The 24,129-nt window shown below is 34.8% G+C and carries 25 protein-coding genes and 1 pseudogene; 23 read left to right on the top strand and 3 right to left on the bottom strand.

Annotated features, from left to right (window positions below; translation table 11 throughout):
* The first annotated feature begins 56 nt into the window (after positions 1–56).
* Both istA and istB read left to right on the top strand, forming a co-directional pair.
* Positions 57–1,610 (top strand): IS21 family transposase, encoded by a 1,554-nt coding sequence (gene istA / locus B5488_RS04350; RefSeq protein ID WP_079734151.1) that lies wholly within the window; start codon positions 57–59, stop codon positions 1,608–1,610.
* Between the two features lie 23 nt (positions 1,611–1,633).
* Positions 1,634–2,371, top strand: a complete 738-nt coding sequence (istB, locus tag B5488_RS04345) for an IS21-like element helper ATPase IstB (protein ID WP_079734150.1) — start codon at positions 1,634–1,636, stop codon at positions 2,369–2,371.
* A gap of 2 nt (positions 2,372–2,373) precedes the next feature.
* Here istB and B5488_RS04340 read toward each other — a convergent pair whose 3' ends face one another.
* Positions 2,374–2,694, bottom strand: coding sequence for a hypothetical protein (locus B5488_RS04340; protein ID WP_106197181.1), 321 nt, complete (start codon positions 2,692–2,694; stop codon positions 2,374–2,376).
* An 11-nt stretch (positions 2,695–2,705) separates the two neighbouring features.
* Here B5488_RS04340 and B5488_RS04335 point away from each other — a divergent pair.
* The 16 genes and pseudogenes from B5488_RS04335 to B5488_RS04260 all read left to right on the top strand — a co-directional run bounded on the left by B5488_RS04335 (position 2,706) and on the right by B5488_RS04260 (position 14,527).
* Positions 2,706–3,970, top strand: a pseudogene (locus B5488_RS04335) (IS256 family transposase).
* A gap of 66 nt (positions 3,971–4,036) precedes the next feature.
* Positions 4,037–5,116 carry a serine hydrolase domain-containing protein gene (locus B5488_RS04330; RefSeq protein ID WP_079734148.1) on the top strand — a complete coding sequence of 360 codons (1,080 nt, stop codon included), beginning with the start codon at positions 4,037–4,039 and terminating at the stop codon, positions 5,114–5,116.
* Between the two features lie 103 nt (positions 5,117–5,219).
* On the top strand, positions 5,220–6,728 hold the full coding sequence (locus B5488_RS04325) for a S41 family peptidase (protein ID WP_079734147.1): 1,509 nt from the start codon (positions 5,220–5,222) through the stop codon (positions 6,726–6,728).
* A gap of 60 nt (positions 6,729–6,788) precedes the next feature.
* A complete protein-coding gene (locus B5488_RS04320) occupies positions 6,789–7,055 on the top strand; it encodes a hypothetical protein (protein ID WP_106197180.1) in 267 nt (88 codons plus the stop codon).
* 24 nt (positions 7,056–7,079) lie between these two features.
* Positions 7,080–7,364: an IS66 family insertion sequence element accessory protein TnpA gene (gene tnpA / locus B5488_RS04315; protein ID WP_079733452.1), complete on the top strand. Its 285-nt coding sequence runs from the start codon at positions 7,080–7,082 to the stop codon at positions 7,362–7,364.
* A 3-nt stretch (positions 7,365–7,367) separates the two neighbouring features.
* Complete coding sequence (gene tnpB, locus B5488_RS04310) at positions 7,368–7,742, top strand: IS66 family insertion sequence element accessory protein TnpB (protein WP_079733451.1); 375 nt, start codon at positions 7,368–7,370, stop codon at positions 7,740–7,742.
* Between the two features lie 38 nt (positions 7,743–7,780).
* Positions 7,781–9,421, top strand: coding sequence for an IS66 family transposase (tnpC, locus tag B5488_RS04305; protein WP_079733450.1), 1,641 nt, complete (start codon positions 7,781–7,783; stop codon positions 9,419–9,421).
* A gap of 9 nt (positions 9,422–9,430) precedes the next feature.
* The gene (locus tag B5488_RS04300; RefSeq protein ID WP_317041981.1) at positions 9,431–9,778 is read left to right on the top strand and encodes a DUF6252 family protein; all 348 of its coding nucleotides are present in this window, start codon (positions 9,431–9,433) and stop codon (positions 9,776–9,778) included.
* Between the two features lie 224 nt (positions 9,779–10,002).
* Positions 10,003–10,842, top strand: a complete 840-nt coding sequence (locus B5488_RS04295) for a cupin domain-containing protein (protein ID WP_146128749.1) — start codon at positions 10,003–10,005, stop codon at positions 10,840–10,842.
* Positions 10,843–10,895: 53 nt separating this feature from the next.
* Positions 10,896–11,732 (top strand): tetratricopeptide repeat protein, encoded by an 837-nt coding sequence (locus tag B5488_RS04290; RefSeq protein ID WP_079736524.1) that lies wholly within the window; start codon positions 10,896–10,898, stop codon positions 11,730–11,732.
* Between the two features lie 101 nt (positions 11,733–11,833).
* The gene (locus B5488_RS04285; protein WP_197686294.1) at positions 11,834–12,037 is read left to right on the top strand and encodes a cyclase family protein; all 204 of its coding nucleotides are present in this window, start codon (positions 11,834–11,836) and stop codon (positions 12,035–12,037) included.
* A gap of 175 nt (positions 12,038–12,212) precedes the next feature.
* Positions 12,213–12,455: a hypothetical protein gene (locus B5488_RS04280; protein ID WP_146128750.1), complete on the top strand. Its 243-nt coding sequence runs from the start codon at positions 12,213–12,215 to the stop codon at positions 12,453–12,455.
* A gap of 3 nt (positions 12,456–12,458) precedes the next feature.
* The gene (locus B5488_RS04275; protein WP_079734142.1) at positions 12,459–12,722 is read left to right on the top strand and encodes a hypothetical protein; all 264 of its coding nucleotides are present in this window, start codon (positions 12,459–12,461) and stop codon (positions 12,720–12,722) included.
* A gap of 38 nt (positions 12,723–12,760) precedes the next feature.
* A complete protein-coding gene (locus B5488_RS04270) occupies positions 12,761–13,480 on the top strand; it encodes a hypothetical protein (protein ID WP_079734141.1) in 720 nt (239 codons plus the stop codon).
* A 109-nt stretch (positions 13,481–13,589) separates the two neighbouring features.
* Positions 13,590–14,144 (top strand): uracil-DNA glycosylase family protein, encoded by a 555-nt coding sequence (locus B5488_RS04265; protein ID WP_079734140.1) that lies wholly within the window; start codon positions 13,590–13,592, stop codon positions 14,142–14,144.
* 8 nt (positions 14,145–14,152) lie between these two features.
* Positions 14,153–14,527 carry a hypothetical protein gene (locus tag B5488_RS04260; protein ID WP_079734139.1) on the top strand — a complete coding sequence of 125 codons (375 nt, stop codon included), beginning with the start codon at positions 14,153–14,155 and terminating at the stop codon, positions 14,525–14,527.
* 96 nt (positions 14,528–14,623) lie between these two features.
* Here B5488_RS04260 and rlmF read toward each other — a convergent pair whose 3' ends face one another.
* Positions 14,624–15,574 carry a 23S rRNA (adenine(1618)-N(6))-methyltransferase RlmF gene (gene rlmF, locus B5488_RS04255; protein ID WP_079734138.1) on the bottom strand — a complete coding sequence of 317 codons (951 nt, stop codon included), beginning with the start codon at positions 15,572–15,574 and terminating at the stop codon, positions 14,624–14,626.
* Between the two features lie 317 nt (positions 15,575–15,891).
* Between rlmF and B5488_RS04250 the strand changes: the two genes are divergently transcribed.
* The 4 genes from B5488_RS04250 (at position 15,892) to B5488_RS04235 (ending at position 22,680) form a co-directional block, all read left to right on the top strand.
* Positions 15,892–16,302: a S26 family signal peptidase gene (locus tag B5488_RS04250; protein WP_079734137.1), complete on the top strand. Its 411-nt coding sequence runs from the start codon at positions 15,892–15,894 to the stop codon at positions 16,300–16,302.
* Positions 16,303–16,364: 62 nt separating this feature from the next.
* Positions 16,365–16,562 carry a S26 family signal peptidase gene (locus tag B5488_RS04245; RefSeq protein WP_079734136.1) on the top strand — a complete coding sequence of 66 codons (198 nt, stop codon included), beginning with the start codon at positions 16,365–16,367 and terminating at the stop codon, positions 16,560–16,562.
* 282 nt (positions 16,563–16,844) lie between these two features.
* Entirely contained in the window at positions 16,845–18,128 is a 1,284-nt protein-coding gene (locus B5488_RS04240) for a tyrosine-type recombinase/integrase (RefSeq protein ID WP_079734135.1), read from the top strand.
* Positions 18,129–18,318: 190 nt separating this feature from the next.
* Positions 18,319–22,680 carry a hypothetical protein gene (locus tag B5488_RS04235; protein WP_079734134.1) on the top strand — a complete coding sequence of 1,454 codons (4,362 nt, stop codon included), beginning with the start codon at positions 18,319–18,321 and terminating at the stop codon, positions 22,678–22,680.
* A gap of 266 nt (positions 22,681–22,946) precedes the next feature.
* Here B5488_RS04235 and B5488_RS04230 read toward each other — a convergent pair whose 3' ends face one another.
* Positions 22,947–23,438, bottom strand: coding sequence for a DUF4251 domain-containing protein (locus B5488_RS04230; protein WP_170065284.1), 492 nt, complete (start codon positions 23,436–23,438; stop codon positions 22,947–22,949).
* A 251-nt stretch (positions 23,439–23,689) separates the two neighbouring features.
* On the opposite strand from B5488_RS04230, the gene hpf reads away from it, so the two are divergent.
* On the top strand, positions 23,690–23,995 hold the full coding sequence (hpf, locus tag B5488_RS04225) for a ribosome hibernation-promoting factor, HPF/YfiA family (protein WP_079734132.1): 306 nt from the start codon (positions 23,690–23,692) through the stop codon (positions 23,993–23,995).
* The last annotated feature ends 134 nt before the right edge of the window (positions 23,996–24,129 follow it).

Here is a 24,129-nt window from a genome sequence, read left to right as displayed (position 1 = left end):
TTGTGCCACTTTGAAAGATCAAGTAAATAATACCTTGTCGCTTAAAAACAAGCGATATGGCCAATACACTTGATCCAATGGACTTAAAACAAATTATTTCCTTACATCTCGATGGATTTAGCAACCGTAAAATAGGTGCCACCCTTGGGATCTCTCGCAATACGGTAAATACTTATATGCGGCTGTTCAAGGCCAGCGGTTCTTCTCTTAAGGAATTATTGGCCCTTGATAATGCTGGCTTAGAAAAGCTTTTTCCTACGCACACTACTATTGATAACCCTCGCTATGAGGAACTAATGTTATATTTTGAGGGGGTCAACAAGGCCCGGAATCATCCAGGATTTACTTTTTTATACCATTATCAGGAATATGTAGCGCAGGCTAAAGATCCTTATGGTTATACCCAGTTTATGGAACACTACCGGCGCAAATATGCCAAGGTTAAAGGTTCGATGAAACTTGAACACGATCCTGGGAATGAAGTCTTTATTGATTATGCCGGCAAAAAGCTCCAAATTATTGATAGAGAAACCGGGGAACTGATCCCGGTAGAAGTATTTGTAGCCATCCTTCCCAACAGCCAGTATACTTACGTGGAAGCCTGTAAAAGCCAGAAACGTGAGGACCTGATTACCTGTTGCTGTAATGCCCTGCACTTTTATGGAGGCGTTCCTAAAGCCATCGTCTCCGACAACTTAAAATCAGCGGTTACCCGTGCCAGCAGGTATGAGGCTGACATCAACAGGAGTTTTAAAGACTTCGCACGGCATTACGACTGTGTGATCAATCCTGCCCGGGGCTATGCCCCACAGGATAAAGCTTTGGTGGAGAATGCCGTAAACCTTGCCTACCAGCGGATCTATTATCCCCTTCGGGAGATGAGCTTCTTCTCTTTGGAAGATCTTAACCGGGAGATAAAACGCTTGTTGGAGCGGTACAATGACCTGTTGTTCTCTCGCAAAGAAGCCAGTCGCAGGGAACTCTTCCAATCCGTGGAACGGGAATACCTAAAGCCCCTGCCAGAGACAGTCTATGAACTGAAAGGGTACCGAAGGGCAAAGGTTCAGAAAATAGGCTATGTATACTTCTCCCCGGATAAAAGCTATTACAGCGCACCCTATCGTTACATAGGAAAAGAAACCACCATCCATTATACCAGTTCCGTGGTTGAAGTATATTATTATCATCAGCGGATCGCCCTGCACCAGCGCAACCCATCAAAAGGCAGTTATAATACCAACAAAGATCATTTAAGCAGTACACATAAATACTATAGCGATTGGAGCCCTGAATTTTTTAAAAAGAAAGCGGCCATACATGGCAAGCACGTGCTGGGCTGTATCGAGCAAATAATCACCGCAGTGGACTATCCGGAAATAGGATACAAACGAGCTATGGGGGTCATCCAGCTTCATAAATCCTATGGCTCCCAGCGATTGGATGATGCCTGTAAAAGAGCTTTGCAAGCAGACGCGGCTACTTACCTGCGCATTAAAAATATCCTGAAAAATAACCTGGACAAAAGCTCCTTGTTTTACCAGGACCTCGAAGAAGATAAACCGCACATCCCAGAACACGATAACTTGCGGGGTGCTTCTGCATATCAATAATAAACCCTTTAAATCCAATGAATATGAACAACAATCAGACTATTGAAAAACTAAAACAAATGCGCCTGGGGGCTATGGCCCAGTTGCACCTGCAGCACATAAAGGACAATCGTATAGAGAACATCACTGCTGATGAATACCTGGCACTGCTGATCGATCACCAATGGGAAGACCGGCAGAACCGGAAGATAGAGCGGCTCTTAAAACAGGCCGGCTTTAAACAAGAGGCGAACCTGGCCGATGTGAATTACACCCAGCAACGCAACCTGGACAAGAACATGTTTACCCGTCTGGGGACACTGGATTTTATCACCAGAAAGGAGAATATTATCCTTACAGGGGCGTCCGGGGTTGGTAAAAGTTACTTGGCCCAAGCTTTAGGGCATCAGGGTTGTATGATGGAATACAAAACCATTTACACCAATACTGCCCGCCTTTTTAAGAAATTAAAACTGAGTAAAGTGGATGGCACTTATCTTAAGGAACTTGGGAAACTCATCAAAGCGGATGTACTGATCCTGGATGACTTTGGCCTGCAGAGTTTTGATAACCACGCCAGGGAAACCCTTATGGATATCATCGATGACCGGTATAACAAAGCTTCCACAATTATATCTTCACAAATACCCGTATCTGCCTGGTATGATATTATTGGGGAAGGAACTATAGCAGACGCTATTTTGGACAGGATCGTTAACTCCTCACATCGGATCGACCTTAAAGGAGAATCTCTAAGAAAAGGAGCTTTAAAGAACGAGTAAGATTAATTTTTTATATAATTGCAGTATCTTTTAAAGTGGCACTGTTTGACCGAAACAGGTGGCACCATCACTCCGAAATAGCCAATTTTAGCTCTATTACCTTTTACTTGAATAGAATTTGGATCAACAGTTACTTTTGGTCGCCTTAAAACAATATATATATTACAAGGGTTATTTTTACTAAATAATTTTTGGCTTTTATCATAGCTTTCTAAATCAGAACCGAGAACTAATTGATATTGATTCATATACATCAAAAGGAAAGATTCGACCCGAGAGTGTAAAATAAACTCTGTCTGAATAGGATTATTTATTAATTTCATTCAGATAGATTATGACCACAAAAGAAGAACAAGAATTCGAGAAAAAGGTACTGGACCAGTTCATGTCTGGCAAGAGCCTTTTTGGTGCAGACGGTGCTTTTGCACCGATGCTAAAGAACGTCATTGAGAAAGCCCTTGAGGCTGAAATGGATTCTCATTTAGATAATGATGAACGCTCCAAAGGGAACAAGCGTAATGGCAAGGGAAAGAAAAAGCTTAAAAGCGGTTTTGGATCTTTTGATATTGAAACCCCTGAAGACCGTCAAAGCAGCTTCCAACCGGAACTGGTTAAAAAGCGGCAGACGATTCTGGCAGATAATCTTTCAGAAAAAATTATCGGTCTTTATGGACTTGGGATGAGCTACCGTGACATCTCGAGCCATATCAAAGAAATGTACGATACCGATATTTCCCATACGGTTCTAAGCCAGATCACCGATCAGATCATACCTGATATCAAAGCCTGGCAAAGTCGTCCTTTAGAACCCCTCTACTGCATTGTTTGGCTTGATGCGATGCATTATAAGGTTAAAGTGGATGGAAAGATTACCCATAAAGCACTTTATAACATCCTGGGTATTACAAAAGAAGGAAAAAAGGAAATTCTGGGAATGTACATTTCTGAGAGTGAAGGTGCTAATTTTTGGCTACAGGTTTTAACCGATCTTCATAACCGTGGATTAGAGGACATCCTGATTGCCTGTACAGATAATCTGAAAGGCTTTACACAGGCTATCTTAAGTGTTTATCCAAAGGCTCAGGTTCAGCTTTGTATTGTACACCAAATCCGTAACTCACTCAAATATGTAGCCTCGAAGGATCAGAAGGAGTTTATGAAAGACCTGAAGAAAGTGTATAGAGCAGTCACCAAAGATGTAGCCGAAGATGAGCTGTTGAACCTAGAAGAGAGATGGGGTAGTAAATATCCTGTGGTCATTGAAAGCTGGCAGCGTAACTGGGAGCAGCTATCCCAGTATTTTGAGTATACAGAATCTATTAGAAAGATTATTTATACCACCAATGCCGTGGAGGCTTCCATCGCCAAATCAGAAAAGTCACCAAAACAAAAGGAGCTTTCACTAATGATATGTCGCTGCTCAAGCTAGTCTACCTGGCCACAAGAAACATTGAGAAGAAATGGACAGCTCCTTTGCATAACTGGAGCCTTACAATCCAGCAATTTTATATTAAATTTGGAGACAGGATACCACTGGACATTAACGCCAATTCCTCTGGGGCTAGCCCCAGAAGAATTAAAACATCAGACAGAGTTTAATTTACAGACCCATAAAATATTGTGGGGTTCATCGTGCACCCTGTTTTTCATCAAAATCCAATTTCAATGAGAGTTAAAATTCTACTTCTATTTATATTAATATTTACTTCAACATATTCACAATCTAGCAATTCTCAAATCAAAAATTATTTAGATAGCATCGATAGATCGGTATTTTCAGGAGCCATCTTAGTAGCTCAAAATGATACAATAATTGACAAGAGAGCCTACGGACTATCAAGTATAGAATATGATGTAAAAAACAACATTGACACTAAATTTAATATAGCTTCAATTACAAAAATGTTTACTGCTGTTGCCGCTTTACAACTGTATGAGCAGGGTAAAATAGCGCTAAAGAAACCAATAGGGGAGTATTTACCAGAATACCCAAATGAAACCGTTAGGAATTCCGTTACAGTCCATCAACTCTTAACACATACTTCTGGATTAAACAACTTCTATGTGAATGATTTAGATGAAATCAAGCATTTAGAATATGAAGAAATTTCTGACTTTGTTCCATTATTTGTAAATGATACGTTACTATCTAAGCCTGGAACTAAGTATGATTATAGCGGAACTGGATTCGTGGTTCTGGGACTAATAATCGAGAAAGTTTCCGGAGAAAATTATTACGATTATATAAGAAAGCATATTCTGGAACCTTCAGAGATGATGGCAACCTCAGAAATTGCAGTAGATTCAGTCGTAAAAAATAAAGCAAGCGGATATACTTCACAGTTTGGAGAGAACAAAACACTGAAGAAAAATGAGTATTACTTAACCAAAGCATCTCCCGCCGGGTTTTATTATTCCACAGTAGAAGATTTATTTAAGTTTTCTAAAGCTTTGAGAAATCATAATTTATTAAGCAAGGAAACAACAGCTTTGATGTTAGAGCCTAAAGTAAAAGGCTACAACACCCAATTAGGGTATGGAATTGATATAGATAATAGATATAACCAAACCATAATTGGGCACAGCGGCGGTTGGTATGGTATTCACGCTGAACTTATAGATTTTACAGAAGATAATTATACGGTAGTTATTTTATCAAATATTGATGACGGTGGAAAAACCGGAGCTTCGAGAGTAGCAGATTTTTTTAAAAAATTAATCGCTGATAAAGAATTGGAAAATTAATTGGTAATTTAAACAGTGTGATTTTTTAAGCGGAAAAATGTTTATTCCTGTGAGCCTTTAAGTCACCTATTTTAAGAGGTCATTGTACTATAAATCTTATTTAATGAAAAAAATAATTCTTTTATCCATACTATTTAGTTTCATAATAACAATTTCAAAAGCTCAGGATAAAACTCTATCCAAAGAGCAAGTCCAACAAGATTTAGAATTTTTAAAGAAACATTTAAACGAAAAATCGTCTTATGTATATTTAAATGGGTATGATTTCAATACTGATTTTAAGCATTATATAAATTCAATAGGAGATTCTACCAGTTTAGAAGATTTTGGGTTGTTCCTGAATGAAACAATAGGTAAAATTGGAGATAGGCACTCTTCGCTAACAGCTATCAAAGGCTTTAGATTAAATGAAAATCTATTTTTACCCTTTATTTACGCACCCCTAAATGGGAAAATAGTTGTGTTGGATCTGAATCAAAACGAGGAATATGAATTACTCAATACGCGATTTCCCTTTCTAAAAGAAATAGACGGAATGAGTATTAATAGTTTTCTGCAAAAAATTCGACCTGAACATATAGAAGCACCACAACAAACTTATTTTACAAGGGCAGTGAGAGATATTCGTGATATACAAAAGAATTATAGGATCCTTGGCAAAACGTTACCTGAAAATATAAAATTAACCCTTACAGATTCAGCACACGAAAACGACACTACGTTAGTTGTTAATCCTGTAGATAGGTCAAATAGATTACGCCCCTGGGATGAAGAATTTGGTAGGGAATATGTGCTGGTAGATGATGAGGACTACAATAAAAAAGAAATTATCGAGAAACTTTTTTATAAAGAAAAAGATATCGCCCATATCAAAATTCCTGCAATGGTTAGTAAGAATGAAGCTCCACTTCTTTTCGAAAAGCTTAATTCTTTTATGAAGTCCATTAACAAAAATAGTAAAGCCTTAATTATTGACGTAAGAAGCAATAATGGTGGAACGCGAGACCTTGTTTATGAGTGTGCAAAATATTTAGTTCACCCTGATTCCATCCATGTGGTTAATGCCACAAGACAGCGAGGACCTAATCCATTACCACAAGAATATATTGATAGACTACATGGGCGGTATTTGTATTCAATGGGAGAACTTAATAGTGAAGAAAAAGCTGGTGTCAATAACTTTCTAGAATCATTCGACCCCATATATAACCTAGATGATAAAAAATACAGTGAATATTACTTTGGAATATTGAATGGAAAAAAATTGCATGAAGATTCATTCTATTACGATAAGCCAGTTTATATTTTAGCCAACGAAAAGACTTTTAGTGCGGCATCAGTATTTGTTTCGATTTTTAAAGATATTCCCAACATCAAAATTGTGGGAGTAACCACAGATGGTTCTAGCGGTAATAGTGAATGGTTTGATTTACCAAATTCAAAATTAGCAGGAAAAATAAGTACAATGGTCTCCTTTCAAAAGAATGGTAAAATTTTGGATGGTTTCGGAACAGAACCAGATATAAAAATTGAAAGGGATATTAGTCAAGTCTTATGGGATAGGGATTCTCAACTTGAGATAGTTAGAGATTTCATTTTAACTACCGACTAAAAATTTATTCTTATAATTTTTAACAATTGTAGATAATCCAACGCAACCTTTTATATAATAATGCATCTATTATATAATACTAAACCCGATTTTATGAAAACAAGTAATTTAATTGCGTCTCTAATTTTGTTGCTAACTTTTGGAATGTTTTCCTGCAGTAATGATGACGATCTAGATGAGTCTGACTTTATTTCAGCAACTATAAACGAAGAAAGATGGAATGGTACCCCTGAAATAAGCCTTAACCAAGAAAACGATACCTTAATATTACTAGGATCGGGTAACGTATCCAAACGGCTAAGTACATCTTTTGTAAACTTCAGATAAATTCTAGCTTGCCACAAAAAATAAATGGATAAGCAAGCCAGTATGTTTGAAATAATCAAGGAATGGGAAATTAGTGGTTTAAGTAAGAAAACTTTCTGCCGTAACCATGGGATAGCCCCCAGTAAGTTTTTTTACTGGTTAAAAAAATGGAAAAACACAAAAGAGGAAGCTTTTGACGGTTTTGTAAAATTATCTCCTGATAAAGCAGATTTTTTCCAATCTCAGTACCGCCTTAGGTATCCTAATGGCGTGCAATTAGAGGTTTCCGGTATTGGTTTGGGTCAATTATCTGCACTGATCAACCTGTAGCTTATGTTCAGTTTAAGTTCTTCCCACCGGTATTATCTCTATAAGGGAGCTTGTGATATGCGCAAAGGATTCCACGGCCTATCGGGATTGGTAACCGGTAAGATGGGAAAAGATCCTATTAGTGGAGATGTGTTTATTTTTATCAACCGCCGGGCCACCCACATCAAACTCCTGCACTGGGAATCCGGGGGTTTTGTCATTTATTATAAGCGCCTGGAAAAGGGTACGTTCTCCCTGCCCAAAGGCCTGCGATCAGGAGGTGTGAGTTGGGGCCAACTGGTGATGATGATTGAAGGGATTAAAGCAGAAAAACTGCGTCACCTTTCCAGGTACAACCCTCCCAAACCCCTTGTTTTTGCTGATAAAAATGTAAAATAATTGTTGCTTTAAAGGCTAAAAAACCGTACTTTTATAGTATGGAAAAAGCCCTTGAATCCTTCTCAAAACAACAATTGTTGGCCCTTATAAAAGAGCAGTCCCAAGAGCATTCCAAAGCGATCGCTTCCCATAAAAAAGAGCTTCAAAAATTTCAGCAAGAATTAAAGCAACAGGAGAAAGATTTAAAACAAGCAGACAAGGAACTTGCCCGGGGCGATGAGCAACTTCGTAAATATTTAAGCAAATCTGGGGTTCTTGAAGAAAAAGTAGCTTATCTGGAAAGCCAGCTGGATATGTTTCGAAGGATGCAGTTTGGTCAGAAACGCGAGCGTTTTGAGGATAAGGATCAGTTGACCCTGCCTTTTGAGCCCAATACCCAAGAACTTCAAAACCGGGAAGAAGCCTTTACTGAGAAGATTACCTACCAGCGCAAGAAGAAAAATACCAATCATAAAGGCCGCCAGCCATTACCAGACCATCTCCCGGTAGAAGAAGTGAAGATCTATCCCCAGGAGGATATCTCCGGAAGGAAATGTATCGGTCAGGAAGTTACCGATGAACTGGACTGCGAACCTGCACGGTTTTTTATCCGCAGGTATATTCGGTATAAATATGCCCACAAGTCTGGCGAAGGTGTGGTCATTGGGGAACTACCGGAGCGGGTGATCGATAAAGGTATTGCCGGGGCCGGACTTGTAACTTCCATATTGGTCGATAAATTCTGTGACCATTTACCACTTTACCGGCAGCTTCAGCGTTTTAAAAGGGAAAAGATACCCATTGCTCCTTCTACTATCAATGGCTGGTGTGCCAAAGGGCTCGACCGGATTGTTCCTCTCTTTGAAGAATTAATAGCAGATGTAAAATCCCAAGGCTACTTGCAAGTAGACGAGACGACAATAAAAGTCCAGGATGAGGGAAAAAAAGGAAAAACCCATCTGGGTTACTATTGGGTATACCATAGCCCGATCGATGGAAATGTAGTCTTTGACTACCAGCCTACCCGTGGGCAAAAGGCACCTGTCCATATGCTGAAAGACTTTAAAGGCTATCTTCAGACAGATGGTTATGTAGTGTATGATGAATATGCTAAAAAGGAAGGGGTAACCCATCTAGGATGCTGGGCTCATGCCAGACGTTATTATGAAAAATCCTTGGATAATGATCCGCAAAGGGCAAAACATGCCTTAAGGCAGATACAATGTTTATATGCCATTGAAAGAGAAATCAAAGAAGCTAAGCTGGGCCCTGAAGACACCAAGGAGCTTAGGCTGAAAAAGGCACTACCGGTGATCAATGAATTGGGGAAATGGATGACCCAGCAGCTTGCCCGCACCCTGCCCAAAAGTCTGATAGGAAAAGCCCTTGCCTATAGCGTCTCCAGGTGGGATGCGTTGTGTGCATACCTCTATGACGGCAATTTACGTATTGACAATAATTTAATAGAGAATAAAATCCGAACCATTGCAATCGGTAGAAAAAACTACCTATTTGCCGGGTCCCATCAGGCTGCGCAAAGAGCCGCAGCAATCTATTCCTTTTTTGCCATCTGCAAAAAACATGAGGTAAATCCTTACCAGTGGTTAAAATATACCTTAGAGAATATCATGATCATCAAGTATAAGGATATTAAGAATCTCTATCCCCAGAATTACAAAAAATTACAGCTGAATAAATAGGCAAAAGAACTGCTTACAAAATTATTCAAGTTTTATAAGGGGTACTTAGCCGAATGGATACCGGGTAACGAACAGGTTATTGTTTTTAAAATTAAATTTAAAGGGGAAGGGGTTTATGATTTATTAGAAAATCAAACCAGTTATTATACTACTATTGGTGGGGATGTAATGACTAGTTTATACATTTTGGACCCAAGTTCTTCTTCGGAAATTACCATAACGGAATACGATTCTGAACAAAATATTATAAGAGGAAGCTTTGACGTAACACTTCATCAGGATTGGAGCAATCCTGAAAACGATATTGACCTGCTAAATTTTACAAATGGTCAGTTTAAAGGATCTATTCGTAATTGAACAAGGAAAAATTAAAACCTTGAAAGAATACATCCAATTTTCAGATTATTTCATTAAAATTTTTACTATTAAGGCCTATTTCTGTTGGTCTGAAACTCAATATACTCTCAATACATATGAAAAAATATGAAGTTATCAGAATAATTATCGGATTGTTTCTTTCAATAGGATATATATCTTGTAGCAATGATGATGAAATAATTAACATCCAACCATCAACTAGTTTGATAGAAATGGAAGCTGAAGGTGGTGAAGCAGAAATCTATTTTCCTAACGGGGATTGGCATATCGCTAAAGTAATAAACCAGAATGGTCACAGTAATATTCACGGAAGCATCTTTTCATTGAACGGGGAAATGATAAAAGAAAATTCAGTCCTATCATTGGATGAGGAAGGGGAGATCCGGGCTATATGGGGAAATAAAGGTTTTGTAATTACCAGGGTTACACAATCCTCACTTAAGATTCTGGTAAAAGAAAATAGTACCGGGGAGGAATTCGGTTTCCTTGTAGTACTACAATCTGGAGAAGAATTCAAAGAAATTAAAGTTAATCAAAAAAAATCCCTGGGATATCAGTTTCACAATGTAGAATTCAGTTTGAAAGAGGAAGATGGCGATTCACTTTTTGTGAAAAAGGGAACAACTTATAGGTTTAATGTTCAGACCTCCCAGGAATTTTCCTTTTCCCCTTATGGAGGAATTGATGTTGAAAACCAATCTAATTTTGTTAGCTCAGAAAAAGACGCATTTGTCTGGATAGAAAATGACTCAGTAATGCTTGAAGTACCTATAGATATTTATAACAATGAAATTTATTTTAACGGGGAGGAAAGGCTATACAGCAAATACACTTCGGTAAAACCCCACGGTTTCGAAGAAAAGGATACCGTTACTATTCCGCCAGGGAAATCTGTATTTTTCATTGAACAGGAATGGAGAAAGCGACAGGTTTCCTATAAACTTAGCTTGACCAATAACAGGACAGGGGATGAAAAAAATATAGAAGGTAAATGGATTGAAGTTGCACCTACAGGTAAATATAATGTACAATGGCAAGACTAAAAAGCTAAGGTGTATTGAGTTATTTTACAGGCTTTCCGTATAAAAAACAAAATTTGAAGAATTTAATCCGCATTTCTCTAGCCTTAATTTTGAGTTCAACTCTATTTAATTGTAATCAAGTTGTTGCAGATAAGCCTTCCAAAGAAAATCAGAGTTCCGGTTTTTCTAAGGAACAACAAGATTCCCTAATTGAAATTTATCTTGAAAACGGAGCCTGGAAGCAGGATCCGTATTCCCAAGATTGGCAAGATGAAATTGATAAAGGGCTTGGAATAGATTCTACCATAGCTTATTTCTGGCAACAAAAAGCGATGCCTCTTTTTAAGCAGAGTAAATACGAGCTGGGAATGCCCTTTATTGATAATGCAGTGAAATACAATCCACGGAGGTGGCAAGACTATAGAGCATTTATAAAATGTATATTTTCAAAACAATATAAAGATGCTATACAGGATTTCCAGGACTATGAGCAAAAATATGGATATGGCTTTGTAATGGACCACTCCTACAATTTTTACATTGCTTTAAGCTACCTGCAACTAAACGAATTTGAAAAGGCTGAGAAGATTTTTGAGAAGGACTACAAAAAGATTATGGCAGAAGATGGAGAAGACTGGTTACATTACTTAGATCTTTTTTACTATGGCATCAGTAAGTATGAACAAAAGGAATATACTGAGGCTTTAGAGTTATTTGACCAAGCCTTGGCCTTTTATCCTGAATTTTCAGATGTTCAGTATTATAAAGCCAAAATACTATATAAGATTGGTGAACCAGAGGAAGCAAATTTTGTTTATAAGCAAGCAAAAGAAAATGCAGATAGGGGTTTTTCTATTAATGAGGACAATGTGATTTATGAACGTTACCCTTACCAGGTGAGGTGGCCTTAAATTTTGAACAATAATTTACCTTTAAAAATTTAAGCTTTTCTTTCAGAAATAACATTTGAACTTTTATAAAATTCAAAAACGCAGGAATAAAACTATTGTTAATGAATGAAATTATTGATTTGAGTCAGGAGATTTATGAGGGAATGCCGGTATTTAAAGACCTTCCCCAGGTTAATATGAGTATTCATAATTCTCATGAAGAATGGAGTGGAATTAAAAACCCGAAAAAGAAAACACCAGCCGTACATAAGTTGGAATTGGGCGAGCATACCGGGAAACACGTTGATTTTGAAGTACTTCTTTAAAAAACTATACCATAAAGCATTCAAAATAAGCTTCAACAATTACATATATAGAATGAAATTTCAGATCAGAACCTTCTCCCTAGTATTTAAAAATTCTATTGCGCCGGCCCTCTTAGTTCTTCTTTTTAGCTCCTGTGGCAACACCAAATATCATTACAATTTTGAAAGAGGAAGAATGATAGATTTTACGGAAGGGGAATGGATACTTAATAGACCTTACACCAACTATAATGAAGAAAGGATTGGTAATATTGCATATAGGGAATTTAAAAAGATTTTGGACGATTCACTATTTCCTATAGATGAATTAAGGAGAGAAATGCTTATTCCGGCACAACTAACTTTTGTACCTTCCAGGGAATACCTCCTGGACTTAAAAACAGCGACAGGTAAAGATTATTTGATTAACGTACAATAAAATATGATTAGAGATGAAATGAATTCTTTTCCATCTAAACCAGCAATGGGGAGTACAACCAAAACTAATGAGGCAGCTATAATGATCAAGATTTATAACCTTAACACCCAGGAACTTCTTTCGGAAAGTACCGTAAGAGGAATTGCGAACGTAACCAGAAGTGCTGATCAAAAGGGTCTGAGCTACGTAAACAATGCCGAAACTATTTCCATGCAGGGATTAATTAAATTGATTAGAAAATATAAGAAATACGGTATCATTGACTAAAAATTTATAACTCACCAACTAATATACTATCAACAACCATGAAAAAAATAGCTTTTTGCCTTTGCATTTTAAGCCTTGCTTCTTGCGGGGTGCAAAGGATCCCATTAAATGAATTAGATACCCTGGAACCGGTGACACTTTACGAAACCACCTCTGATTATTTAAATAAAAAACCAATGCGGGTTGATGCCGGTATTTTGGTCAAAGACCAAAGCACCCAACATATTACCATTAAAGGTATTTTTAATAGAAAAACAGGAGAGAAGATAGACAAAGCAATATCGGCCTGGGCTATGGAGTACAGGGATAATAATTATTTTAACTTGGGCTATTCTACCGATTTAAACCATTGGAATTCTTACGTAAAGTTTGACATTGAAGGAAAATATTCGGCGGTTATCATAGATGATAATTCGCCCTATGTCCTGAAAACAACAAGCAATTCTTATGGCGGCGGAATAGCAGGTAGTTTAATAGCCGAGTCGCTAAAGTGGAATAAGAACTGGAAAGATAAGAATGGGGATAAGAAAAAAATCCTTTTTATCGACACTCAGGATATTTCCCCTAAAAAACTAAACAGAAACGCCAGCAGTCACGGAGATTATTTGACAAGAAAACAGTTTGAAAAATTGATGGAAGAAACAAATACGAGTCTTTCGGAGGAAAAAATTAAAGATATTGAATTTGAAAAGGTGATAGAGATTATTGAAGCTGCTAATAAAACAAAAAGTGAGGCTGAGATAAACGCACAACTTTGATATTTTGAATTATTTTGGTTATCGGTAGTTAAGCTTTCAAAAAAAATAATAGAGCTATTTAAAATTTAAAAGCCTGAAAACGCGCAGTTAAATTATAAAGAATAAAGAGATGAGCTTAAAATTCGCATTTAATTTAGCCCCAATAGATCATAAAAAATTAAAATATATTATTGTAGGTGATAATCCCGGCAAAAATGAATTTGAACAAAACCGGTTTTTTATTGGTCAGTCCGGAACTCAGTTACGGAATCATTTTAAGAATAAAGGTCTGGTAGAAAACTTTGATGAAGAATGCCTTATTTTCAACAAGACATTTCTAAGCACAGAAAAAACAAATGAATTACAGTTGGTAAAAGAGAAAATAGGGGAGGATACTTTCAATAAAACGCTTCTATTTTCTGCATTTGAAATTGCCAATTATTCCAATAATCTGAATCTACCAATCCTTATATTTGGAAAAAGTAAACTTGCAAAAGGGAAAATATTTCATCCGTTCTGGAGTAAACTTTTAGAGCTTTGTGAAACAGATAAAATTTTTGTTTTCAGCCATCCTTCCAACTCAAATTTCACAAAGGAGTGGAACAAATATCGGGTAATTGAGAGAGATAAAGACGATGTGGAATTGCTTAATTATATCGGTGAACTTAATAGTCGAGCAATATAAAGTAAGGAATGGAAAAGTTAATTAATTCCTTTGAGCAACATTTCAAGGTTAAACTGCAAAATCCTTTAAAAAGCCCTCGTAAAATTCAGGTTAAGGAATTATTGACAAAGTACATCTTGTATAAAGATACATCCAGAAACACCGTTCTGGATTTTCTCATTTTTGATACAACTAATGGTTTTCCCCCGCTTCATAAGAGAATAAATAGCGAAGGTGTAATACAGAGTTTAGAAAATTTTCAGTTTAGTATCATGTTTGCAACTGAAGTGGAAGGAAGAAGAGAAAAATTTAAAATGGAAATGTTTAATAAACAGATTGCCCATATCATTATAGAAAAAGGACTGGCAAATGTTTCTGAGGATTGGATACAAAAATATCTGTAATAGCTGCCTTGGAAAAGTTGGCACGAAAGGTCCATTGAACTCACGACTCCGAAAAGCATATAAATGAGAGAAACTTGAATGTAACCTTACCTATGCTTACCAATCTTCTTTCCATACCTTTTGTTCTTCCTTTGAAAGAAACGTCCAGGCTATAATTCGACTGCTTTTATTGCCGGTTCCCATAGCAATGGTTTTAAGCTGAGTGGGTTTTACTTTTTCTAGTAATTTATAAGTACCCTTAAGGTTAGATTGCTTTGAAATCAAAGTTGAAAACCAGAAACAGCTTTTAGCAAATTCTTCACTTTCGCGAATCATGTTTTTGATGAATTGATATTCTCCACCATCATAGATAAGTTCATTTTTAGCTCCTGAGAAATTTAGTTTAGCTTCAGTTACTTTTTTTCCTGAGAGGTTCCTTATTTTTCGTCGACTGCCTCTTTGGGCTTCTTCAATGGAGGCATGAAAGGGTGGGTTGCTAATGGTGAAATCAATTTTATCTTTTTTATCGATTATGCCTTGAAAAATTGCAGTCGAATCTTTTTGTAATCGACAATCAACTTTGTCTTTTAGAGATGGATTTGAATCAATAATTTGCTGAGCTGAGGCAATTGACTTGGGATCAATGTCAGAAGCTATAAAGTTCCAATCGTATTCTGTAACGCCTATAATAGGGTAGATGCAGGTTGCTCCAACTCCCACATCGAGACCACAAATTTGACTTCCTTTTTGTATTTCACCGGCATTGCTTTCGCTCAGTAAGTCAGCAATATAATGAAGGTAATCAGCTCTACCCGGTATTGGTGGGCATAAATTCTCATATGGGAACTGCCAATTGTTTATGTCGTAATAATGCTTTAGCAGCGCTTGATTTAGAAGTTTTACGGCAATTGGGCTTGAAAAATCTACTGAATCACCTCCATATTTATTGGGCTTAATATGGTTTTTTAATTTTGGAATAGCATCGACCAATGACTTCAAGTCATAAGGTTCCCGGTTTCTATTCCGATTATGAAGCCTTGTTTTGAGGGGTTGATTTTTTAATTGCATAGAATGCTGGGGTTTCTTAGATATGCATTAGATAATGCTCCATTTGCAAAAGTTTACTCGATAATCGAGATTTAAATGCTCCGAGGCTTGTCTCGAATTAAAATGTTTTTCTTATAAAATGCCTCGTGGGCTTGCCCCGAGGTAGTTTACTTCCGTGTAAAGTGCTCAATATAAGAATTGGATATCTACCACTGCTATTTTTATGAGGTGAATTTTCTTCGTGTCATAATACAGTAAAATTAAGGTTATTTTTGAACTTAACTTACTGTCCTAATTTTTGGGGGATGATCAATAAGCAAAACCGTAGGAAGTCATTTATGAAAAAAGTAGCTCTTTATATATTTAGCGTAGTAGTTCTAATATTTATAATTTTCCGAAATCTAAATTGGATTGGTTTTTTACAAAATTTCAGGGTTTATTCAACGGAGAATGAACCTGCTCTTAAAGAACAGGACTGGAAATTTGGAACCAACCTTATTAAGCCTAAAAGGCTGGATTTTATATCATATAGGGCCAGGGAAGAGGGTGCTAAGCCGTATCTCAAAACTCACCGGTTAATTGGCCTTCCAAATGATACCCTGGAAATAAAAGATGGGGTGGTTTTTATCAATGGCCAAAATTTAGACAAAAGCTTAAATCTTAAGCAATACTATATCGTTAGTTTTGAAGAACTATACAAGCTGCAAGATCAAATTAAAAATCTAAACGGGATAGAAATAAACGAATAGGCCCGGATTCAGTAATTGTAAGCTTATCAGATAAAGAAATCAGAAGAACATTTAAACCTAAAATGCCAATTTTTGATGAGCCGGAGAAAATCATTCGGGAGATCCATAATCATCCCTGGAGTCAGGATCAATTTGGCCCATTAATAATTCCGGAAAATAAATTTTTCGCGCTTGGCGATAATAGGGATGTGAGTTATGATTCCAGGTATTTGGGATTAATTGATAAATCTGATATCACAGCGGTATTATTCGTGGAATAACTTCTACCTATTCTGTACCCATTGAAATAAAAAAAGCTCCCGATTTCTCGAAAGCTTTGATTTTACTGTAGCGAGACCGAGATTTGAACTCGGGACCTCCGGGTTATGAACCTGAATATTATAAAAGCAAAATGCACTAAGTATACCTAAAATCAATGAAATACAGGGAGAATAATTAAATTTGATTATATCTACTATCATTTAATATCAATTTATTCTGTACCTATTCTGTACCCCTTTTTCAAATAATTAGCTATCTTTATAAGCTTGAATATCAATATTATGGCATCAATAAAAGTTGTTAGACGGAAGAATAAAGAACGGAATGATGGAACGGCTCCTTTAGCTCTTCGAATAAGTAAGAATTATGCAACTAATTATTGTTTTTTAGGTCAGTATGTTTTGGAAAAAGATTGGGACAATAAAAAAGGAATAGTAAAAAAAAGTTATCCCAACTCTCAACGTTTAAATAATTATTTAAGGGTCAAACTTACAGAAGCCAATAATGTATCTTTTCAGAATAATGATTCTATTTCTTCTAAAGAAATGAAAAAGAAAATAGTAGGGTTTAAGGTAAAAAAATCCTTCTTTTTTTTGGCGAGCGAAAGGATTGAGCAAAAATATGATCAAGAGGTTTTTTCAGTTGCTAAATCCGAATTATCAACACTTTATAACATCGAAGAATTTTTGAACTTAAACAAAAGTATTAATAAAGAAAAAGCTATTGAAGCAATAATGCAAAGGAGAAAAGATCGTATAAGTAGAGGTAGAAATTCAAAAAATCCCACTTTAGATGGTGTTTTTTATTTCAAGAAGAACAAAAGGTTATCTTTTCAAGATATCAATATGTCATTTATTAATAGATATAAAACTTTTTGTACAGCTTATTTAGGGCAAAAAACTCGAACGGTTACAAATCAGCTCATTTTTATTAGGACTATGTTCAACGCAGCAATTAAAGATGGGATTGTAGATCCAAAATATTATCCTTTCGCGGGAGATAAAGAAAAAATTAAGCTGACTTCAGGGAATAAAATTGGTTTGAACATAAATGAGATTGAGTGTATAGAATTACTTGAATTGGAGGAAGATTCGACTATCTGGCATACTAAAAACATATGGTTGCTTGCTTTTTATTTTGCTGGAATACGCATTTCTGATATTCTCAAATTAAAATGGTCGGATTTTAAAGATGATAGACTTTATTATATTATGAATAAAAATGAGAAACCATTAAGCCTTAAAATTCCAATTAAGGCTAAATCTATCTTGTACAAATATGAAAAGGAAAGAAGTTTTAACGAGAATTATATATTTCCTTTTTTACGAAACGCAGATCCAAAGCAAGCAGAAGATATCTATCGAAAAACAAAAAACTCTACTAAACAGCTGAATAAATATCTTAAGGTGATAGGTATAAAATGTGGAATTACTAAGAATTTATCAAACCATATAGCTAGACATAGTTTTGGAAATATGGGAGTGTTAGCTCAACTCTGTCTGCTTCTTCTCCCGGGGGTACCCCCGGGAGAAGAAGCAGACAGAGTTGAGCTAACACTCCCATAGTATAGTTAAATACAACGTTTTTAGTGGTGACATTTTCGATGAATACAGGAATTTTTGGAATAAAGTTAAAGACAAAAATGAATTTGTTGAACTCCTCGGCATTTTATCAAGGTTCCGATATTCTTATATTGACGTAAAACTTCTTTCTAATTTCTCTTTTTCCAGAAAAGAGGCAGAAGAAGCTAAAAAAATGTCAGAGCATTATTTTTTCAAAAAAAGTAATATATGGCAATTCTTCCACAATAGTTTTAAAGAATTTCTTGTAGAGGAAACATCAAAAGATTTTTTTTCAGATGAAATTGACGAACAATTGGATATTGATTTTCATTTGAAAATATATGAAGGTATTAAAAACTTAAATAATGATGAATACAGGTGGAATATTATCTATCACTTATTTCAAGCAAAAAAGTTTGATTTAATTACAGAGTTAACTTCCCAGGATTACTTCAGGCAACAATGGTATGAATATAGAAATACGACTTATATTCAAGAAGATATTAATCTAACAGCCTTAGCTAGTAGTTATGTAAAAAAACCAAAGTCCTTACTTATTTGTTCACTATCCGAATATGAGCTAAGACAGAGAACTAACAACTTCACTCCAAGTTTGTACTATGAGACCTTTCATCAATTATCTATGATAGATGTAGCAAATTCTTTTATCTATAATAATGTAGAATTATTGGTAGAAAAAGAAGTTGCTTTGGATTATTGCATAGCATTATTTAAACAGGGGTTAAAAAAATTATCGTTTGAAATATTTCTTAAAGCTGAACCGACATTTATTTTAAAGAATATTAAACAAGTTTCTCCAAGGAAAAGAACTAACAACTCCGTATATGAAATTGACCAAATTCAGTTAGTAAAAAAATGGGCTAAGGCTTCAAGTCTTTTTAATCCTATTGATGATATTTTAGCTAAATTAAAGGGTTTTGAAGTTCTAAAAGAATTTCCTGTTGATGAAAATAGGGATGTGCTTATTGAATCAATTAGTGAAATTTTACAATTCAGAATTGATGAAAACGATTGGGATGGAATCTCTGAACTGCACGAAAAAGTTAAACATATTATTCCTAATGAATATTTATTCACTTTTTATTTTGAAGTAGTATGGTACCTTGAAAATGAAAATAACTTTTATGAACATTGTAAATCTCAATTATCCAAATGGGTTTTAAAAAATGATTCTCCGGCTAATTTAAGATTGGGATTATTTGAGGTAATAATTAACGATAATGTGAAAGGAGGGAAATTAGCTTTTGAAAAGACTGCGCATCCTTTAGAAAAAAAAGTAAATTCCTCCTCTATGAATCTTGCAGGTTCTTTTAATTACATATTCAATTATTCCAGATTATATTATCTATTATATAAAGATTTTTCAAAAGATACCGCACAATTTCTACCAGAATTTAAAAACACCAATTTAAAAGCATTTTGCAATGAATATGCAGAATTAGGAAAGTCCTACGCCTACATCTTTCTTAAGAAAGAAAATGCATCGATACAGTTTTGTTTTCGAATGAAACAAATCTTTAATTATTTCCATAACCATATAACTGACAGGGGTCACGAATATGCTATTCATGAAAATAAAGCTGATATTATAATATTGATATTAAGGCTTTCCACAGAAGTTTCTGACGAATTATTAAATCGACTACTTTCAGAAATTTCTGTTGAATGGGAAAATAATCTTAGATATTGGGGAGAAAGCAAGCAACAAGAAGTAATAGAATGGGTTATTGAAAGTGGGAGGAATGATGAGTGGTGTATAGACAACTTAAGGAGGCTTAATAAATCCATTTTTCAAGATGGGTATAATACAGATAGAATTGAAAAAGGTGTTTCTCAGATTAAACTATGGTCGATATTAGGAAGGATAGATGAAGGTAAGAAAATATTAGAAACATTAATGGAAATCTCACTCGATGTAAGAGGAGAAAAGGATGATCAAATTGACTATTTGGTTGAGTGGTTGGGAAAATTCAAAGAAATTGACTCTGATGAACTAAAATTTTATTTGGAGAAATTGGACTCTATTTACCAAAAGGTAAATTCTGCGTCACATACACCGGCGATGGAAATCCTCCGTTATTCGCTTAATAAAGGCAACGGGTTTGAAATTTTCAAATATGTTTTAATGGAAGGGCTTGTAGGTTTAAATGATGGAATAGAGATACTGTTGGAACATATTTTAAAGAAGTTACCTGAAAAAAAGAACCTTTTAGTTTCCTTATATATAAGAACAGTTATTGCCTTTGATAATATATACTATGGCAGGGGTAGCTTTTTAAACAATTTATTACATTATGATTTGTCTACCTCTGAGATTAATAAAATAGTAAAGGATTTAAAGGTATATTCAATTTTAGAACACAGGAACGATTATCTAAATAAAATCAAAAAATATTCCATTAAGAAGAACATTGATTTACAGAAAATAGGAATAGATGATGTAATTGTTAAAGAAAAACGAGATACAAGTTCTTATTTATCTCTTAAAGGTGGAACAACCTATTCTAAAGATGAGGCAATTCAAACTATAAAGAACTATCACCAATTAGTTGAATCTATAAATGGGGAAGAAGAGCACGGTTACTTTAAATGGATCAGCATAATAGAAAAGCTTTCACCGAACTTAAGTTTAGTTCAATTAGAAGAACTATTGAAAATAAAAAAGTTCGATGGTATCGATTTGCTGAAGTTTGCAGAAATTTTTCATAGTAAAGGTGATCTGGATAAGACGAAACAATTAATAGAAGAAGCGCTTGCTCAATCTACTTTAAATAGCTGGAGTGAAGTTTATGATAATGGTCTAAAAATAAAGGCATACACTCTATACCATAAAATTGAGGATAAAGAGATTGTACAAGATAAAGCAGTTAAAGATTTTTTAGAAAATTTTAAAATTGACCATGAATCTGTTATTGCTAGATATGATTCTATCTTCAGCCTTATGTTTGACGAGATACAGATTGAAGATTTGTATACTGAAATTAATAATTATAAAAATCAGCTCTTAAAGTCTCATTTTACGACCGAAGGTACCCCGCCAATAAATGGTAACTTATCTACGGAGGAATTACTTTACCAAACTATAATTTTTTTAATGGAGATCCCGTGTAGGTTTGACGATATCATTAATGAAATTTTGTTAGAGAATATTGATCAAAACAAGGGCTTAATCACTGTATTATTAAATAGATTATTTGAAGAGCAATATTACGATTCTTTCATTAAGCTAATTGCTAGCATAAGCTTAAAAGAGACTAGATTTTTACAAAGTTTCACCACTGAGATAGCACATCTTTTAAATCATGAAAGGTTTGATATTCATAATATTGCTATTAGAGTTATGGATAGAATGGATTTAAATGTTGGCGAATTTTATAAAGTAAAAACTAAAAGAGAACCCTTGGCATATACTTTAAAGTTGAATAAAAGGGGAGGATTGATCATTCCAGAAAAAGATAGAATTGAACGAGTTGACCGGAAAGGGTTTTTGCCCGAAACAGATAATCCATTAGAGTATGTTTGGCTATATGAAAGTGAACTAAAATTATTAAGTGAACAGACTGATTACGATTTAATTAATTTAGCCACAAGAGTAAAACAACTCTCACAAAATAAGGTTACTCCAGGATGGTACAAATTTTTGTCTGAAGAAGAACTAAGAGATTTATTTGATAATAAATTCAGAGTAAAAACTACATACTTAAGGCCAAGAACTCAATCTGTTATAAATGGAATGATGATTGTCTTAAAAGAATTAGTAGAGTTAAGGAAAATTGATAGAGATTTAGCAGAGTACATTTCAAATATTTTTGATGAAGCAATGTACTATATAAAACCTCAAGAAAAACCAAAATTCATTAAATCGATTTTAAATAATGATAACTATGCACCTTCGGCGAATGAAAAATGGGCTCACGAATTAACAGATGATTATGTGAATGCTACCCTGAAATCGCTGGTTTACAAAGATTTAATAGTCCTTGCCGAATCTACCAAAATCAAAGGACAGGGAGATGGATATACTAGTGAGAATCGACAATCATTTATTGATCGCTTTGATACCCCTATAAAATCCAACTTAATCTTTTCAAGAATATTCAAATGCTATTATGAAAATTATGAATTTGGAGAGGTAACAAATAATATCTGCTATTTTAACTGGCTAATGACATTTAATAAAAAAAGAAATTGGTTGGCGTTTAACGCAGAATTAGCTGAATATATGGGCTTACACTTAAGCTCGCAGGGCAATTTTAGATGGTTAAATAATAAAGGCGATATAGTGGTTGAATCTGTTTATTGGCAATCAGGAGAAGAATATAATAATAATCGAAACTTGCATTCCGACAGTGGTAGTGGTTGGATAGTTGTAATTACTAAAGAAGGATTCGAATTGCTTAAACATGCTCTTGGAAATGTTAAATTATACCAGCATAAAAGAATTGAAAGGAAATTAAAATTTTATCAATCAAAATATGGTACATACATAAACGAGAAAGATGATAATTATAAAGTAACTCAAATTGATTTTTAAATTTTCACAATGAGCTTTTATAAAAGGATTCATATCACAAAGTTTTCACTGATTTTTTCACAATTAAATTAAAACATCTTTTGATTATAAGATAATTACGCCTTAATAGAATTAAATAAATAGTATATTTAAAATATTTCGTTATAAATTTTAAAATGTCACTAACAGGTTCGGGGATATTTTACATAATGATCATTTGCCCTATAATTTATATTATGTAAAATAGATTATTTAAGAATCAATAGCATCATTCTTTACTTCTGGTCTTAATCCTCTTCTTTAAGCTCACCTATCTTTCCCTGGTAAGATATAAAAGATCGTTGGCTGCTATTTACCCGTGTACTTACATCTCCTTCAGGATAAATATTTATCGTAAAATTTAGGTTTTCTGTACCCTGGTCGGTCGAAAATTTAATGACTTGGGAATTATTCCTGCCGCTGCTTATTTCAAAATCCTGTAACGGGCCGTTATAAATAATGCCGCCTTCGCTATTATAGCCACCGCCAGAAAAACGTTCTCCAAAAAATGGCAGAAACAAATTCACAGAATCTTTTTTAAAGCGTATAAAATTAGGATTTCCTATCAGGTTAATTCTACCGCCGGCCATTGGATTTAGCCAATCGTGTTCAATTTTAAATTCCCCGCTTTCTATTAATGCCTTAGTTTCAGCTATTTTTGTAGTATCGGCACTACTACCGCAACTTTGCAATAAAAATAATGCGATAATAATAGTTAAATATTTGATATATAGCTTCATAGGTGTCCTCATAAGATTCTTAGCTTAAGATACAATCTTTAAGCATGGATTAATCTTAAAAGACTTTTAAATTGCTAAATCGTTAATTATTTTGAATTCTTTTATTGGTTATTTTCTGCTATTCTACCTTTCAACTAAAAAATGAGTTTATACACTTAAAAATATTCTTAAAGCTTTGCTAAGAATCACTTAATTGATTTGGGTACTAAGAGAATTATGGGTTTATTGGCAGTACTAAAATAAACTTATTTATGGAAGCAATATATCAGTTCGTAAAAATCGATAAAGACGAAAACCTACAAGATTTCGCTCAAAAAAAATTAGATAAACTGGAGACAAAATATGATTGGATCGTGAAAGCCCAGGTATATTTTAAGAAAGAAGAAGCCCAGGATCCCAAGGGTTATATCTGCAATATTAAATTGAGCGCTCCCGGTCCTCAAATCTTCGCTGAATCTAATGAAAACTCGTTTGAAGCTGCAGCTTCTGAAACTGTTAGAGATCTTGAACGCCAGTTATCAAAAAGAAAAGGCCAAATGAAAACACATTCTAACTAAGAATAATTTTTCAGTTTAATGCATAGAAAACCCTGATGTTTCGCATCAGGGTTTTTTTTATCCTACACTTGTTTCAGAAACCAGGTAGATAATAATATGAATCCCGAAGTGAATTCGGGATAAAAATTGATATT

It is taken from the genome of Salegentibacter salegens (assembly GCF_900142975.1).
Lineage (GTDB): Bacteria > Bacteroidota > Bacteroidia > Flavobacteriales > Flavobacteriaceae > Salegentibacter > Salegentibacter salegens.
Note: the sequence above shows the minus strand (reverse complement) of the source record. Positions and strands in the feature narration are given on the sequence as shown.

Excerpts from the sequence above, each read along its gene's own strand:
- istA (WP_079734151.1), top strand. The coding sequence starts at position 57 with ATGGCCAATACACTTGATCCAATGGACTTAAAACAAATTATTTCCTTA.
- istB (WP_079734150.1), top strand. The coding sequence starts at position 1,634 with ATGAACAACAATCAGACTATTGAAAAACTAAAACAAATGCGCCTGGGG.
- B5488_RS04340 (WP_106197181.1), bottom strand. The coding sequence starts at position 2,694 with ATGAAATTAATAAATAATCCTATTCAGACAGAGTTTATTTTACACTCT.
- B5488_RS04330 (WP_079734148.1), top strand. The coding sequence starts at position 4,037 with ATGAGAGTTAAAATTCTACTTCTATTTATATTAATATTTACTTCAACA.
- B5488_RS04325 (WP_079734147.1), top strand. The coding sequence starts at position 5,220 with ATGAAAAAAATAATTCTTTTATCCATACTATTTAGTTTCATAATAACA.
- B5488_RS04320 (WP_106197180.1), top strand. The coding sequence starts at position 6,789 with ATGCATCTATTATATAATACTAAACCCGATTTTATGAAAACAAGTAAT.
- tnpA (WP_079733452.1), top strand. The coding sequence starts at position 7,080 with ATGGATAAGCAAGCCAGTATGTTTGAAATAATCAAGGAATGGGAAATT.
- tnpB (WP_079733451.1), top strand. The coding sequence starts at position 7,368 with ATGTTCAGTTTAAGTTCTTCCCACCGGTATTATCTCTATAAGGGAGCT.
- tnpC (WP_079733450.1), top strand. The coding sequence starts at position 7,781 with ATGGAAAAAGCCCTTGAATCCTTCTCAAAACAACAATTGTTGGCCCTT.
- B5488_RS04285 (WP_197686294.1), top strand. The coding sequence starts at position 11,834 with ATGAATGAAATTATTGATTTGAGTCAGGAGATTTATGAGGGAATGCCG.
- B5488_RS04280 (WP_146128750.1), top strand. The coding sequence starts at position 12,213 with ATGATAGATTTTACGGAAGGGGAATGGATACTTAATAGACCTTACACC.
- B5488_RS04275 (WP_079734142.1), top strand. The coding sequence starts at position 12,459 with ATGATTAGAGATGAAATGAATTCTTTTCCATCTAAACCAGCAATGGGG.
- B5488_RS04270 (WP_079734141.1), top strand. The coding sequence starts at position 12,761 with ATGAAAAAAATAGCTTTTTGCCTTTGCATTTTAAGCCTTGCTTCTTGC.
- B5488_RS04265 (WP_079734140.1), top strand. The coding sequence starts at position 13,590 with ATGAGCTTAAAATTCGCATTTAATTTAGCCCCAATAGATCATAAAAAA.
- B5488_RS04260 (WP_079734139.1), top strand. The coding sequence starts at position 14,153 with ATGGAAAAGTTAATTAATTCCTTTGAGCAACATTTCAAGGTTAAACTG.
- rlmF (WP_079734138.1), bottom strand. The coding sequence starts at position 15,574 with ATGCAATTAAAAAATCAACCCCTCAAAACAAGGCTTCATAATCGGAAT.
- B5488_RS04250 (WP_079734137.1), top strand. The coding sequence starts at position 15,892 with ATGAAAAAAGTAGCTCTTTATATATTTAGCGTAGTAGTTCTAATATTT.
- B5488_RS04245 (WP_079734136.1), top strand. The coding sequence starts at position 16,365 with ATGCCAATTTTTGATGAGCCGGAGAAAATCATTCGGGAGATCCATAAT.
- B5488_RS04240 (WP_079734135.1), top strand. The coding sequence starts at position 16,845 with ATGGCATCAATAAAAGTTGTTAGACGGAAGAATAAAGAACGGAATGAT.
- B5488_RS04235 (WP_079734134.1), top strand. The coding sequence starts at position 18,319 with ATGTCAGAGCATTATTTTTTCAAAAAAAGTAATATATGGCAATTCTTC.
- B5488_RS04230 (WP_170065284.1), bottom strand. The coding sequence starts at position 23,438 with ATGAAGCTATATATCAAATATTTAACTATTATTATCGCATTATTTTTA.
- hpf (WP_079734132.1), top strand. The coding sequence starts at position 23,690 with ATGGAAGCAATATATCAGTTCGTAAAAATCGATAAAGACGAAAACCTA.